The 15125-nt window shown below is 69.7% G+C and carries 12 protein-coding genes; all 12 read right to left on the bottom strand.

Going from position 1 to position 15125, the window contains the following annotated elements; all coding sequences use genetic code 11:
* Positions 1-129: 129 nt before the first annotated feature.
* On the bottom strand, positions 130-1584 hold the full coding sequence (locus ACZ4EF_RS11050; RefSeq protein ID WP_355342852.1) for an aspartate aminotransferase family protein: 1455 nt from the start codon (positions 1582-1584) through the stop codon (positions 130-132).
* Positions 1571-3583 carry a 1-deoxy-D-xylulose-5-phosphate synthase gene (gene dxs / locus ACZ4EF_RS11045; protein WP_467503960.1) on the bottom strand — a complete coding sequence of 671 codons (2013 nt, stop codon included), beginning with the start codon at positions 3581-3583 and terminating at the stop codon, positions 1571-1573. The genes ACZ4EF_RS11050 and dxs overlap by 14 nt, the downstream gene beginning before the upstream one ends.
* Before the next feature lie 36 nt (positions 3584-3619).
* Entirely contained in the window at positions 3620-4813 is a 1194-nt protein-coding gene (gene ispG / locus ACZ4EF_RS11040) for a flavodoxin-dependent (E)-4-hydroxy-3-methylbut-2-enyl-diphosphate synthase (RefSeq protein ID WP_401311344.1), read from the bottom strand.
* A gap of 7 nt (positions 4814-4820) precedes the next feature.
* The gene (gene hpnH, locus ACZ4EF_RS11035) at positions 4821-5849 is read right to left on the bottom strand and encodes an adenosyl-hopene transferase HpnH (RefSeq protein WP_355339472.1); all 1029 of its coding nucleotides are present in this window, start codon (positions 5847-5849) and stop codon (positions 4821-4823) included.
* Between the two features lie 5 nt (positions 5850-5854).
* On the bottom strand, positions 5855-6457 hold the full coding sequence (locus ACZ4EF_RS11030; RefSeq protein WP_355339469.1) for a phosphorylase family protein: 603 nt from the start codon (positions 6455-6457) through the stop codon (positions 5855-5857).
* 3 nt (positions 6458-6460) lie between these two features.
* Positions 6461-8488, bottom strand: coding sequence for a squalene--hopene cyclase (shc, locus tag ACZ4EF_RS11025; RefSeq protein ID WP_391051416.1), 2028 nt, complete (start codon positions 8486-8488; stop codon positions 6461-6463).
* Positions 8489-8596: 108 nt separating this feature from the next.
* Positions 8597-9667 (bottom strand): polyprenyl synthetase family protein, encoded by a 1071-nt coding sequence (locus tag ACZ4EF_RS11020; protein ID WP_188282688.1) that lies wholly within the window; start codon positions 9665-9667, stop codon positions 8597-8599.
* On the bottom strand, positions 9664-11076 hold the full coding sequence (gene hpnE / locus ACZ4EF_RS11015) for a hydroxysqualene dehydroxylase HpnE (protein ID WP_391051414.1): 1413 nt from the start codon (positions 11074-11076) through the stop codon (positions 9664-9666). The genes ACZ4EF_RS11020 and hpnE overlap by 4 nt, the downstream gene beginning before the upstream one ends.
* A gap of 144 nt (positions 11077-11220) precedes the next feature.
* On the bottom strand, positions 11221-12165 hold the full coding sequence (hpnD, locus tag ACZ4EF_RS11010; protein WP_467503957.1) for a presqualene diphosphate synthase HpnD: 945 nt from the start codon (positions 12163-12165) through the stop codon (positions 11221-11223).
* Positions 12162-13052: a squalene synthase HpnC gene (hpnC, locus tag ACZ4EF_RS11005; protein WP_391119327.1), complete on the bottom strand. Its 891-nt coding sequence runs from the start codon at positions 13050-13052 to the stop codon at positions 12162-12164. The genes hpnD and hpnC overlap by 4 nt, the downstream gene beginning before the upstream one ends.
* A 306-nt stretch (positions 13053-13358) precedes the next feature.
* Complete coding sequence (locus ACZ4EF_RS11000; RefSeq protein ID WP_355339454.1) at positions 13359-14168, bottom strand: ABC transporter ATP-binding protein; 810 nt, start codon at positions 14166-14168, stop codon at positions 13359-13361.
* Positions 14155-15084, bottom strand: coding sequence for an ABC transporter permease (locus ACZ4EF_RS10995; RefSeq protein WP_355339451.1), 930 nt, complete (start codon positions 15082-15084; stop codon positions 14155-14157). The genes ACZ4EF_RS11000 and ACZ4EF_RS10995 overlap by 14 nt, the downstream gene beginning before the upstream one ends.
* Positions 15085-15125: the final 41 nt, after the last annotated feature.

Raw genomic sequence — 15125 nt, 5'->3', positions numbered from 1 at the left:
AGGGATGGGGCGAGCGCAGAGAAGAAGAAGGGCCGCCGCCGTACGGCGACCCCCCCCCCCCCCCCCCCCCCCCCCCCCCCCCCCCCCCCCCCCCCCCCCCCCCCCCGTCCGTGTCCCGGCGGTGCGCCCTCAGCGGTTGGCGACCGCCTGCTTGACCAGCGTGCGGCCGAAGTCCCACATCAGGCCGCCCCCGCCGTGCGCGTCGTCCATGACGGCGGTGAAGGCCGTCACGAAGCGGTCGACGTCCGCCTCGTTCACGACCAGCGGCGGGATCAGCTTGATGACCTCGACGTGGTCGCCGGAGACCTGGGTGAGGATGTGGTGCCGCTGGAGCAGCGGCACCACGACCATCTGCGCGAAGAGACCCTTGCGGGCGGCCTGGAGCATCGTCCAACGGCTGCGCAGGCCGAGCGACTTGGGGCGGCCGAATTCGATGCCGACCATCAGGCCGCGACCGCGGACGTCCTTCAGGAACTCGTACTGGTCGGTGAGCGCGGCCAGCCGGGTGCGCAGCAGGTCGCCCATCAGCCGGGAGTTCTCGACCAGCCGCTCGTCCTCCACCACCGACAGCGTGGCCAGTCCCGCCGCCATCGCCTGGGCGTTGGACCCGAAGCTGGCGGAGTGCACCAGCACCCGGTCCATGGAGGAGTAGACCTTCTTGAAGATCCAGTCCTTGCCCAGCGTGGCGCCGACCGGCACGTATCCACCGGAGAGCGTCTTGGCGACGGTCAGCAGGTCGGGCTCGACGCCCTCCTCCTGCTGGTAGGCGTAGAAGGTGCCGGTGCGGCCGATGCCGGTCTGCACCTCGTCGCAGATGAGCAGCGCCTTGTGCTTGTGCAGCAACTCCTGGGCGGCGCGCAGGTATCCGGGCGGCGGGATGTAGACGCCGTGGCCCTGGATCGGCTCGATGATCATCGCGGCCACGTCGCCGCGCTTCAACTCCCGTGCGAGCGCTTCGAGATCGCCCACCTCGATCGGGGTGTCGGGCAGCAGCGGTGCGAAGCCGTCCTGGAATCCGGCCTCGCCGTTGACGGACAGCGACCCGGTGGTCAGCCCGTGGAAGGAGTGCTTGCAGTACAGGACGCGCGTCTTGCCGGTGGCGTACCGGGCGAATTTCAGCGCGGTCTCGACGGCCTCGGTGCCGCTGTTGCCGAAGAACACCCGGTCCAGGTGCGGCGAGTGGGCGAGCAGCTTCTCGGCGAGCAGGCCGGGCAGCGGCTGGCAGTCGAAGCGGGTCAGGTCCGCGAGCCCCGCGTCGAGCACGTCGTGCAGCGCCTTGCGGACCACCGGGTGGTGGCGGCCGACGCCCATCACGCCGAATCCGGCGAGCATGTCCAGGTAGTCGTTGCCGTCGGCGTCCCAGAAATGCGCGCCCTCGGCCCGCTCGTAGACCTTGTCGAAGCCGATGGTGTGCAGCATCCGCGGAAGCTGGTGGTTCAGGTGCTTGGCGTGCAGGTCGTAGCGCTCGCCGCCGCGCTCGGCGAGCAGCGTCGCCAGGTCGAACCCCTTGGCCGGGCCGGGCACTTCGCCGCCGCCGGCCTGCGGGGCGGGCCCTTCGCCCACGCTGCTCTCAGACGATGTCATCGCTCACCTGCTCCTTGCGTACGTGAATGGGTACGGCCTCCCGCGCGGTGTCGTCCGCGGCCCCGGCCGGTTCCCCGACCGTCACGGTACGCGCGCCGCCGTTCCGGGTGTCGGTACGGGTGTCGATACGGGTCAGGGCCGCGCCGATCCGGCCCGCGATCTCGGCGGGGGTCAGTCCGATGTCGGCCAGCACCTCGGCGCGCTTGGCGTGCGCGAGGAACTGCTGCGGGATGCCGAAGTCGCGCAGCGGCACGTCCACGCCCGCGTCGCGCAGCGCCTGCGCGACGGTCGAACCGACGCCGCCCGCGCGGCCGTTGTCCTCCACGACGGCCACCATGCGGTGGCGCGCGGCCAGTTCGGGCAGCGCCGGGTCGACCGGCTTGACCCAGCGCGGGTCGACGACGGTGACGCCGATACCTCGGCCGGCCAGCAGTTCCGCGACCGACAGGCAGGTGGCGCCGAGCGCGCCGACCGAGACCAGCAGCACATCGGACGTCTCGCCCTCGGACGGCCGGTGCAGCACGTCCATGCCGCCGACCCGGTCGACGGCGGGCAGCGGCTCGCCGACGGTCTCCTTCGGGAAGCGGATCACGGTGGGCGCGTCGTCCACGTCGAGGGCTTCGCGCAGTTGGGCCCGCAGTTGGTCGGCGTCGCGCGGCGCGGCGATCCGCAGCCCCGGCACGACCTGGAGGATCGACATGTCCCACATGCCGTTGTGCGAGGCGCCGTCGACCCCGGTCACCCCGGCCCGGTCGAGGACGAAGGTGACTCCGCACTTGTGCAGCGCCACGTCCATCAGGACCTGGTCGAAGGCGCGGTTGAGGAAGGTCGCGTAGACCGCGACCACCGGGTGCAGTCCGCCGGTGGCCAGGCCCGCGGCCGAGGTCGCGGCGTGCTGTTCGGCGATGCCGACGTCGTAGACCCGGTGCGGGTACGCCTTCGCGAAGGCTTCGAGTCCGACCGGTTGCAGCATGGCCGCGGTGATCGCCACGACGCCGGGCCGCTCGGCGCCGACCCGGACCATCTCCTTGCCGAAGACGGAGGTCCACGACGGGCCGCCGACCGGGGCGAGCGGGCGGCCGGTGAGCGGGTTGATCGCGCCGACGGTGTGGAAGCGGTCCGCCTCGTCCTGCTCGGCGGCCGGGTAGCCGCGGCCCTTCTCGGTGAGGCAGTGCACCAGCACCGGGCCGCTGAACCGCTTGGCGCGGCGCAGCGCGGTCTCGACGGCGGCGATGTCGTGGCCGTCGATCGGGCCGACGTACTTCAGGCCCAGGTCCTCGAACATGCCCTGCGGGGCGAAGGAGTCCTTGAAGCCCTTCTTCGCGCCGTGCAGCGACTCGTAGAGCGGCTGCCCGATGACCGGGGTCTGCTGGAGGACGCTCTTGCCCCAGGACAGGAAGCGTTCGTAGCCGTCGGTGGTGCGCAGCGTGGTGAGGTGGTTGGCCAGACCGCCGATGGTCGGGGCGTACGACCGCTCGTTGTCGTTGACGACGATGATCAGCGGGCGGTCCCGGCCCGCGGCGATGTTGTTCAGCGCCTCCCAGGCCATGCCGCCGGTGAGCGCGCCGTCGCCGATGACGGCGACCACATGGTCGTCGCCGCCCTTGACCTGGTTGGCCTTGGCGAGGCCGTCGGCCCAGCCGAGGACGGTGGAGGCGTGGCTGTTCTCGATCACGTCGTGCTCGGACTCGGCGCGGCAGGGGTAGCCGGACAGGCCGCCCTTGCTGCGCAGTTTGGAGAAGTCCTGGCGGCCGGTGAGCAGTTTGTGGACGTAGGACTGGTGGCCGGTGTCCCACAGGATCCGGTCGGCGGGCGAGTCGAAGACGCGGTGGAGCGCGATCGTCAGCTCCACCACCCCCAGATTCGGTCCCAGGTGGCCGCCGGTCCTGGCCACGGCCTGGACCAGGAACTGCCGGATGTCGGCGGCCAGTTCGTCGAGCCGGCCTTCGGGCAGTGCCTTCAGGTCGCGCGGGCTTCGGATGTTCTCCAGCATCGACATAAGTGGACCTCGTTCCCCCTGCCGGGATTGCTATGTTCAGCCGACCGTTCCCGCGACGGCTTGGCCGCCGACGGTCACGGAGGGTTCACCCGACGTGGTGCCGTCGGCCTCCATCTGCTCGGCGAGTTTCATCGCCTCTTCGATCAGCGTCTCGACGATCTTCGACTCCGGCACGGTCTTGATGACCTCACCCTTGACGAAGATCTGACCCTTCCCGTTGCCCGACGCCACACCCAGATCAGCCTCACGGGCCTCACCCGGACCGTTGACGACACAGCCCATCACCGCGACCCGCAGCGGGACCTCCATACCGTCAAGACCCGCCGACACCTGATCAGCGAGCTTGTACACATCCACCTGCGCACGCCCGCACGACGGACACGACACGATCTCCAGCCGCCGCTGCCGCAGATTCAACGACTCCAGAATCTGGATACCGACCTTGACCTCCTCCGCCGGAGGAGCCGACAGCGACACCCGGATCGTGTCCCCGATACCCTCCGACAGCAGAGCGCCGAACGCCACAGCGGACTTGATCGTCCCCTGGAACGCCGGACCCGCCTCCGTCACACCCAGGTGGAGGGGGTAGTCCGACTGCGCGGCCAGCAGCCGGTAGGCGTTGACCATCACCACCGGGTCGTTGTGCTTCACCGAGATCTTGATGTCCCGGAAACCGTGCTCCTCGAACAGCGACGCCTCCCACAGCGCGGACTCCACCAGCGCCTCAGGCGTCGCCTTCCCGTACTTCTTCAGCAGCCGCGCGTCCAGCGACCCCGCGTTCACACCGATCCGGATCGGCGTCCCCGCGTCCGAAGCCGCCCGCGCGATCTCCTTCACCTTGTCGTCGAACTGCTTGATGTTCCCCGGATTCACCCGAACCGCCGCACACCCGGCATCGATCGCCGCGAACACGTACTTCGGCTGAAAATGAATGTCCGCGATCACCGGAATCTGCGACTTCTTCGCGATCGTCGCCAACGCGTCGGCGTCATCCTGCGTCGGACACGCCACCCGCACGATCTGACAGCCCGAAGCCGTCAGCTCCGCGATCTGCTGAAGAGTGGCACCGATGTCAGAGGTACGGGTCGTCGTCATCGACTGGACGGAAACAGGCGCGTCCCCGCCCACCGGGACCGACCCGACCTGGATACGACGCGAAACACGACGCGTCGCCAGAGGCCGGGCCGGCAGGGAGGGCAGGCCGAGCGCGACCGGCTCGACTGCTGTCATCGTCAGGTCACTTCGCCCTGTTGGAGGCGACCGTCTCACGGGCGGCGCGGATGGACTCCTTCAGGGAGCCCATGGTGGCCATGACGGCCGTGGGCTCGTAACCGCAGTGCGCCATGCAGTTGTCGCACCGGTCGTCCTTGCCCCGGCCGTACTTGTCCCAGTCCGTCTCGTCCAGGAGCTTCTGGTACGTGGCCACGTACCCGTCGGCCATCAGGTAGCAGGGGCGCTGCCAGCCGAAGAGCGAGTAGTTGGGGATCGCCCACGCGGTGCAGGGGAAGTCCGCCTTGCCCTCCAGGAAGTCCAGGAAGAGCGGGCTGTGGTTGAGCCGCCACTTGCGCCGGTTGCCGTCGTCGAACGCCTTCTTGAACAGCTCACGGGTCTGCGTCACGCCCAGGAAGTGGTCCTGGTCGGGCGCCTTCTCGTAGGCGTACGCGGGAGACAGCATCATCTCCTCGACCTTCAGATCGTCATTGAGGTAGTTCATCACCTCGATGATCGTCTGCGGCGTGTCGGTGTTGAAGAAAGTCGAGTTCGTGGTGACCCGGAAACCGCGGCGCTGGGCTTCCTTGATCGCGGCCACGGCCTCGTCGAAGGTGCCTTCCTTGGCCACGGACTCGTCGTGCCGCTCGCGCATACCGTCAATGTGAACGGTAAAGGCAAAGTAAGGAGAAGGTGTGAACTTCTCGATTTTCTTGCGCAGCAGAAGGGCATTGGTGCAGAGGAAGACGTACTTCTTCTTCGCGACGAGTTGCCGGACGATCTCGTCGATCTGGGGGTGCATCAGCGGCTCACCACCCGCGATGGACACCATCGGCGCGCCCGACTCCAGCACCGCGCCGACGGCCTGGGCCACCGGCATGCGCTGCTTCAGCACGTTGGCGGGGTGCTGGATCTTGCCGCAGCCCTCACATTTGAGGTTGCAGGCGAAGAGCGGTTCGAGCTCGACGATGAGCGGGAACTTTTCGCGGCGCCTGACCATTTTCTGTTCGAAGAGGTACGACGCGACACGGATGGTCTGACGGAGCGGCATAGCCATCTAGCTCACCTCCAGGGGAGCACGGTAGTGCGGTGCCAATCAAGAAAGGCAGGAACAAGATCTCTGAGCACCCGGAATGCGATGATCCCGGTGCGAAGCGTTCCGACACGTACGAGTTCGAACTCGGGCGTGTCGACGACGACTCGGGCCGCCGCGATGTGGCGCGCGCCTTCGGCGAGCGCGGCGCGTCGCATCGCGGCCGATTCCATGTCCACGGCGATGGCACCGGTCGCCGCCAGTGCGGTGCGCTCGGCGCCCCGCACGACATGGTCGGATTCTGCGAGGGGGCCGGTGTGCACGGTGTGACCGGCCGCCTTGAGCGCGGCGGCGAGCGCCTCGCTCTCGTGGCCGTCCTCGGCGACCACGACGTCACCGGGGCGCATGCCGGGCGCGAGCCCGGCACAGAAGCCCGTGGTGAGGACGGCCGAGCCGCGCAACTCCGGTTGGTGCAGGGCCTCACGGACCACCCGGTCGGCGGCCGTGGGTCCCATGCCGGTCCTGAGCACGGTGACCCTTTCGGCGGCGTTCCGGGCCGCTCCCCTGCGCAGCGCGACCTTCTCGATGCGCAGGGCGCACACCACCAGCAGCGGCGGTCCTGTATGGCCCACGAACTAGGCCCCCTTTCCAGCGGCGGTTCCGGCGGTGACGGCCGGGGCACCCGCGGTACCGAACGGCTCGTCGCGTACGTATCGCCCGAGGGCGGTCAGCGGGAAGACCATGCGGTAGAGGTGGTAGTTGATCGAGAAGTCGCGGGGGAAGCCCGTACCGGTGAAGTACGGCTCGTCCCACGACCCGTCGGGGAGCTGAGTGTCGGTCAGCCAGCGCACCCCGCGCGCGACCGCGTCACCGTCCCGTTCGCCCGCCGCCAGCAGCGCCATCAGGGCCCACGCGGTCTGCGAGGCGGTGGAGGCACCGCGGCCCACCCATTCCCGGTCGGAGTAGGAGCGCAGGTCCTCGCCCCAGCCACCGTCGTTGTTCTGCACCGATTCCAGCCAGCTCACCGCCTTGCGGATCGCCGGGTGGCTCGACGGCAGACCGGCCGAGGCCAGCGCGGGGACGGCGGACCCCGTGCCGTAGATGTAATTGACCCCCCAACGGCCGAACCAGGCGCCGTTGTCCTCCTGTTCCGCCAGCAGCCACTCGATGCCGCGGCGGGCGTGCTCGTCGTGCTCGAGACCGAGCGCGGCGAGCATCTCCACCACGTGCGCCGTGACGTCGGCCGACGGCGGGTCGATGACCTCGCCGAAGTCGCAGAAGGGCAGCCGGTTCGGGAACCGGCTGGTGTTGTCGGCGTCGAAGGCGCCCCACGCGCCGTTCCGCGACTGCATCCCGACGTTCCAGCGCACGGCCTTCTCCACCGCGGAGTCGACGCGCGCCCGGTCCGGGTGGTCGATCCTGCGCAGGGCGAGGACGACCTCGGCGGTGTCGTCGATGTCGGGGTAGATGTCGTTGTGGAATTCGAACGCCCAGCCGCCCGGGGCGAGCTGGGGCCGCTGCACGGACCAGTCACCCGGCCGGGTGATCTGCTCGCCGAGCATCCATTCGGCCGACTTGACCAGCGCCGGGTCGTCCGCGGGGACGCCCGCGTCGGCGAGCGCGATGGCGGCGAGGCAGGTGTCCCAGACCGGGGACTGGCACGCCTCGATCATCCGGACGCCCTCTTCCGGCCATACGGCGAAACGATCCAGCGAGTCGAGACCGGCCTTGACCACCGGGTGGTCGAGCTCGTAGCCCAGCAGGTGCAGGGCGATCACGGAGTAGACGGCGGGTGGCTGGATTCCTCCCCAGCAGCCGTCGGCCTCCTGACGCTCGATGATCCAGCGGGCACAGGCGTGCATGGCGCTGCGCCGCACCATGCGCGGGCTGAAGCGGCGGTAGACGTGCAGCACCTGGTCGAGCCGCTCGAAGACGCCGTCCCAGGTCCTGATGGAGGCTCTGCGCCGCTTGGGGTTGGGCTGTTTGGGGTTGATGTGCAGCTCGTCGATGCCGAACGGCGCCGGGCGGACCGGGCGGTGGGCTCCGACGACGGTGAGCGGCACGATGGTCTGCCGCGCCCAGCAGCCGAACGAGTAGATGTTCAGCGGCATCCACTTGGGCAGGTAGATGATCTCGGGCGGCAGTTCCGGGAGGTCGTCCCAGCTCCACCAGCCGAACAGGGCCAGCCAGATGCGGGTGAAGACCCGGCTGGCCGCCACTCCCCCTTCGCCGCGCGACCACTTGGCGGCGAGTGCCATGTGCGCCTCGTCCGGGGAGTCCCCGGCGAGTCGCAGCGCGACATACGCCTCGATGGTGGCCGACACGTCGCCCGGCCCGCCGTGAAAGGTGGGCCAGGCGCCGTCCTCACGCTGCTGCGAGCGGATCCACCGGGCGGAGGCCGCGGTGGTCTGCTCGTCCTGGATACCCAGGAACTGTCGGAGCAACAGATCCTCGGCGTCCATCGTCACGTTCGTTTCGAGGTCGCCCTTCCACCATCCGTCGGGGTGCTGCCGTGCCAGAAGGTGGTCTGCGGCGCGCTGCACGGCACGCTGCGCCGCCGCCTCGGTGCCGTCGGCTGGAACAGGGTCCGGCTCCGAGGTGCTGCTGGCCGAAGGTGTCCGGTGGGTTGGCGTCCCTGGACTGCCATCGGTCGTCGCTGTCATGGCTTCCCCTTTGCAGTTGAGACTATCTGCGGTGTTGGGGCGGCCGTCGGCCGTCACATAAGAGGGACCGGCGACGTTAGCGCTCCACGTTTCGTTCTGTCGTTCTCTTTATTTCTCGCGGACCACCACAAAATCCGCGAGACCAACGAGCTTACGTTGAATTTGTTCCGGCATGTCCATTTTGTCCAGCGCGGCGATGGCGGTCGCGTACTGCCTCCTGGCCTCCTGGGAGGTCCACTCACGTCCACCGGCCTCTTCGATCAACGCCGCGCGCATAGCGAACTCTTCCTCGCTGAAGGCACCGGTTTCAGGATTCTTCGCGTCCGCCGCGAGCAGTTCACCCAGGCGCTCCGACGCGGACCCTCCCGCGGCGAGCGCGGCGACCACGGGAAGCGACTTCTTGCGCTGCCGCAGGTCGCTCCAGGTCTGCTTGCCGGTGGCCGCGGGGTCGCCCCAGATGCCCAGCAGGTCGTCCACCGCCTGGAAGGCGAGCCCCAGGTGGTAGCCGTACTCCTCCAGCGCGTCGGCGTCGGACTCCGAGGCCCCGCCGAGCACCGCGCCGATGGAGGACGCGCAGGCCAGCAGCGCGCCGGTCTTGTTGCCCTCCATCTCCAGGCACTCCTGGACGGTGACCCGCTCGCGGTGCTCGAAGGAGATGTCCTGCGCCTGACCGTCGATCAGTTTGCGGGTGGCGGTGGTCAGCCGGCGGGTGGCCCGGCCGGCGTCGACCGTGCCCTGTTCCAGCAGCAGCTCGTTGGCGAGTGCGAAGAGCGCGTCGCCGACCAGGATCGCCTGGGCGGGACCGTGCACCTTCCACACCGTGTCGCGGTGCCGCCGCTGCTCGTCGCCGTCCATCAGGTCGTCGTGCAGCAGCGAGAAGTTGTGCACCAGCTCCACGGCGACGGCGCCGGGTACGCCCGTCTCGGCCGAGGCGCCCGCGGCCTCCGCGGACAGCAGGGCCAGCGCCGGGCGTACGGCCTTGCCACCGTCGCCGTCCGCGGGGCGGCCCGCCTCGTCGATCCAGCCGAAGTGGTAGGCGGCGACGGTGTCCATCGGGGGTGCGAGGCGGGCCACGGCCGCGCGCAGTACGGGTGTGGTCAGGATGCGGCCGTTTTCCAGCAGTTCGATGACGCCGGTGGCGGTCACGTTCTCTCCTCTGGTTGCACCAATAGCACTCATGCCGCCTCCAGGACGCCGTTGTCGAATGGCATCCCGAGCGCGGACAACGCTTCTCGGGAGGCGTGCAGGCCGCTGCGCACCGCGCTCTCCATGGTCGCGGGCCAGCCGGTGGCGGTCCACGACCCGGCCAGGTAGAGGCCGGGGGCGCGGGTCACCGGACCGGGCCGCAAGCTCCCGACACCCGGAGTGGGCGCGAAGGTCGCGGTGCGTTCCCGGGTGACGAAGAAGTCGCGGACGCCCGCGCCGCGGGCCGCGGGCAGCAGCCGTTCCAGCTCGGGCAGGTAGCGGGCGCGCAACTCGGCCACGGGGAGGTCGATCTCGTCCTCCACCGCCGACTGGGACACGGCCACGTACTGACCGCCGCCGGTGAGCCCGGAACTGACGGTGCGGTCGAAGACCCACTGGACGGGGCTGCCGAGTGCCGCGAAGAACGGCTGTCGGAGCACCTGTCTGTTGTAGATCACATGCATATTGAGGATCGGAGCGGTACCGATGCGCAAGAGCTTTTCCGGATCTTCGAGCGATCCGGCGGGCAGCAGGCCGTGCGCCTCGCGCTGCGGGACCGCCAACACCACGATGTCCGCGTCGAGTTGCTCGCCGCGTCCCGGTCCGGTCTCGATCGAGACGTGCCAGCCGCCGTCCGCCGCCTCTTTGATGCCGGTGGTACGGGAGCGCAGCATGGTGCGTACGCCCGCGGTGTCCAGCGCGGCGCGGGCCCGGCCGTCGTGCAGGTCGCCCAGCGGCGCCGAGGCCCAGCCGATGTCGGCGGCCCCCGGGTCGGAGAGCAGTCCGGTCTTGAAGACCTTCGCGGCCAGGCCCAACGAGGCGTCGGCCGACCGCGCGTTGAGCGTGGCCACACCGACCAGGTCCCACAGCGCCTCGATGGTGCGCGCCGACTGCCCGCGCGCACTGAGCCAGCTCGCGAAGTCCGTACGGTCCAGGGCCGGGTCGTCCAGGTCGAGGCGGCCCAGCGCGAGCGCGGCGCGGCCCACCGAGGCCCGCTCACGCGGACTCAGATGCGGGTAGCGGAGCAGGCTCGCGGCCAGGTGCAGGGGCACCGGCAGCGCGGTCCTGGACAGCCGCCCCAGCCGGAGCGTGTCGGCCTCCAGCACCGGTACGTCCAGCCGGTCCTGAAGGGTCACCAGGTCGCGGGCCGCGATCCGGTCGATGAACCACTGGTAGGCGTCGCAGCAGCGCAGAAAGACGTGCTGGCCGTTGTCGACGGTCAACTCGCCGCGCTTGAAGGAGAAGGCGAGGCCGCCGAGCCGGGGTCTGGCCTCGGCGAGGGTGACGCGCACCCCGGCGTCGGCCAGCGCGAGCGCGGCCGTCGTACCGGCGAGTCCGCCGCCGACCACGACGGCGGTGCGCATGCCGCCGCCGTCGGTGGTGATCCGCTCATGCGCGGTCATGCGTCCTCCCCCCTTCGGCCCCGCCGTGTCCAGCACGGCGAACCGTTGCTGGCAGTGACGCCGTACGTGTCCCGGTGGTTGCCTCGTCGTGCGCGTACCGTGCCCCGTGCCGTGCGCGCGGACCCGCGCCGTCGCGGGACGGTCTCACGCGTCACCTCGTGGGGAGCGGGCGGTACGGCGGGCGTCGAGCCCCGCGAGGCCGCGGACGGCGACGTACGCCTTCTGCCGTCCGGGCAGTGACACCCGGCCGCGCAGGACGGCCTCGGGGTCGGCGGCGATCCGGTCGAGCAGCCTGCGGTAGATCCCGGCCATGGCCGAGACGCAGGCGCCGCTGCGCCGGTCGAGCATCGGGAGCAGCCGGTATCCGGTGGCGAACAGGGTGCGGGCGCGCCGTACTTCGAATTCCACCAGGCCGGGGAAGTCGGAGCCGGGCGGCGCGGTATCGCTGTGGAAACCGGCCGCGCAGCCGAACTTGGCGAGATCCTCGGCGGGCAGGTACGTCCGTCCGTTCGCGGCGTCCTCGCGGACGTCCCGGAGGATGTTGGTGAGTTGTAGGGCGAGGCCGAGCGTGTCGGCATATTCTGCGGCACGCGCATGATCGTGCCCATTCGCGGTGCCGAACACGCCAAGCGAGAGCCGTCCGATCGCGCCGGCCACGCAACGGCAGTACACGGCGAGGTCGTCCCAGGTCTCGTACGTCTCGCCGCGGACGTCCATCAGGACGCCGTCGATGAGTTCGTCGAGCCCTTCGAGCGGCAGCGGGAAGCGGCGCGCGGAGTCGGCGAGCGCGACCGCGACCGGGTCGGTGTCGTCCTCCGCGACCTCTCCCGCGCGGACGCGGGTGAGCAGCGCGCGGGTGCCGTCGAGCCGCTCGGCCTTCTCCCGCGGCGGCAGTTCACCGTCGCCGATGTCGTCGACCCGGCGGGAGAACGCGTACAGCGCGGACATCGCCTGCCGTTTGGGGGCGGGCAGCAGGCGGATGCCGTACGCGAAGTTGCGGGCCTCGTGGCCGGTCACAGCCTCGCAGTAGCGGTAGGCCGCGAGCACGGGACCGGACGTGTGGGCGGAACCGTTCACGGTCCGGCTCACCCCTCTCTTCGCAATGTCGACCCCACCTCGCGCAGCAGGCTGGGCTTGGTGGCTTTCGGCGATACCGCCAGTACGTCGTACCCCGCCGCTTCGACCGCCTTCAGCGCGGCACGGCCGCCGCCGACGAATCCGGCGAGCAGCAGCCTGAGCCTGCCACGGACGCTGCCCACCAGGGGGGTACCTTCATCCAACAAGTATCCGGCGCGTTCCGCCTCGTGCGCGACCAGGGCGCGCACCTGTGCGCCGGCCGTCGCGGCGGCGAGATCGGCCTCCTCGACCGAGAAACGCTTCATGTCCTCGGCGGGCAGATAGATCCGGTCGCGGCCGAGGTCCTCGGCCACGTCCTGGAGATGCTCCACGATCTGGAGCGCGGTGCAGACCGCGTCCGAGCGCCGGACGCGCTCGGGCGTCGAGGTGCCGGTGATGGACAGCACCAGCCGGCCGACCGGATTGGCGGACAATTCGCAGTACGCCAGCAGGTCGTCGTAGGTCGCGTACCGCCGCACCTGCTGGTCCTGCCGGTTGGCGGCGATCAGACCGAGGAAGGGCTCGGGGCTGAGGTCGTGGCGGCGGACGGTGGGCTGGAGCGCGAGCAGCAGCGGGTGCCGGGGAGTGCCGTCGAACACGCGGTTGAGGTCGGCCTCGAAGGCGTCCAGCATCGCGAGCCGGTCGTCGGCGGAGTCGGCGGACAGTCCGAGTCGCAGCGCGTCCTCCCGGCCGCCCCCCGCCAGGTCGCCGTCGCCGATGTCGTCCACCAGCCGGGCGAATCCGTACACCGCCATCAGGTCCCGGCGCCAGGCACGCGGCAGGAACACCGGTGCCACGGGGAAGTTCTCGCGCGCGGCCTTGTCCAGGACGGCCCGGGACTCGGCGTCCCCGGTCACCATGCTCTTCCCGGCACACAGGCGGCGAGCGTGCCCCGGAGCAGGATGGTCCCGATCATCATGGCCGCCACACCCCCCGTTCTACACCGCCCAGCAGATACTTCCCATTTCGGACACGCCGCACCGGGTGTCGCACCCGGGTGTCGGTCAGCGGTTTCGATCATCTCCAGGCTCCCAGCACCGGTACAGCTTACGACCGGTGATGCTGCGGCGTACGCCGGGGGCGTGACACGTGGTGGGATTGACATACAAGGTCCCCGCCGGATCGTCCGACGGGGACCTCGTACGCCTGCGAGCAGGCAGGGAACGCTACTTGCCGGTGTGCTCCTCGTACGCCTTGAGCACGTCATCGGTCAGACCGTCCATCAACAGCTCGCCCTTCTCCAGCCACACCACGCGGTCGCACGTGTCGCGGATAGAGTTGTTGTTGTGGCTGACGAGGAAGACCGTGCCCGCTTCCTTGCGCAGTTCCCTGATCCGGGCCTCTGACCGGCGCTGGAACGCGCGGTCGCCGGTGGCCAGCGCCTCGTCGATCATCAGCACGTCGTGGTTCTTGGCCGCCGCGATCGAGAACCGCAGGCGCGCCGCCATGCCGGAGGAGTACGTCCGCATCGGCAGCGAGATGAAGTCGCCCTTCTCGTTGATGCCCGAGAAGTCGACGATCCCCTGGTAGCGGCGGCGCACCTCGTCCTGCGTCATGCCCATGGCCAGACCGCCCAGGATGACGTTGCGCTCACCCGTGAGGTCGTTCATCAGCGCCGCGTTGACGCCCAGCAGCGACGGCTGGCCGTCGGTGTAGATCTTCCCGCGCTCCGGCGGCAGCAGACCCGCGATGGCGCGCAGGATCGTCGACTTGCCGGAGCCGTTGGAACCGATGATGCCGATCGCCTCACCGCGGTACGAGGTGAAGCTGACGCCCTTGACCGCGTGCACCCGGCGGACGTTCGGCGAGCCCTTGCGGGAGATCAGCCGGCCCAGGGCGGCGGTCGCGCTGCCCTTGCCGGTGCCCGCGCCGTGCACCGTGTAGACGATGTGCACGTCGTCCACTATCACGGTGGGAACGCGGCTGTCGGAGGGCTGCTGTGCCCTCTCGACGCTCTGCTGCTCAGCCACGGCCATATTGCTCCTCCGCCTTCCAGAAGTAGACGTAGCCGCCGACGCCCACCAGCACGGCCCAGCCGACCGCGGACGCCCACACGTGCGGCGGCAACTGGGAGGAGGTCACGCTGTCGATGAGCGCGAAGCGCATCAGATCGATGTAGACCGCGGCCGGGTTGATGTCGAGCAGGATGCGTACGAAGTGCGGCGCGTCGCTGGTCAGCTTCTCGATGCTGTACATGACGCCGGACATGTACATCCAGGTGCGCAGGATGAACGGCATGAGCTGCGCCAGGTCCGTCATCTTGCTGCCCAGCCGCGCCACGATCAGCGCCAGGCCGGTGTTGAAGACCCACTGCGTGATCAGCGCGGGGAACATCAGCAGCCAGGAGGCGTTCGGCACCTCACCGGTCATCAGCACGATCGCCAGCAGGACGAACATCGACATGATGAGCTGCTGGAGCTGCATCAGCGTGAAGGCGATCGGCATCGAGGCGCGCGGGAAGTGCAGCGCCCTGATCAGACCGAGGTTGCCGGACACCGCGCGCACGCCGCTGAGTACCGAGGACTGCGTGAAGGTGAAGATGAAGATGCCGGTGACCAGGAAGGCGATGAAGTTGTCGATGCCTTTGCTGGTGCCGATCAGCAGACCGAAGATCAGGTAGTACACCGCCGCGTTCAGCAGGGGCGTCATCACCTGCCAGAGCTGGCCGAGGCGGGCCTGGGTGTACTGCGCCTGGGTGCGCGCCTTGGCGAACTCGTTGATGAAATGTCGACGGCCCCAGAGCTGCCGCGTGTACTCCACCAGGCCAGGCCGGGCGCCACTGACGGACAAGCCGTACTTGGCCGCTACCTGGGCGGGGCTGAGGCCGTCATCGGCCGTGGGTGCCGGGGGGACACCGACGGCGACCGCACCATTGTGCGTTGTCTCGCTCACAGTTGACACTTTCGTCCTCAAGGTGCGCGCCGGGGCAGGGG

It is taken from the genome of Streptomyces sp. NPDC025721, assembly GCF_055558595.1.
Note: the sequence above shows the minus strand (reverse complement) of the source record. Positions and strands in the feature narration are given on the sequence as shown.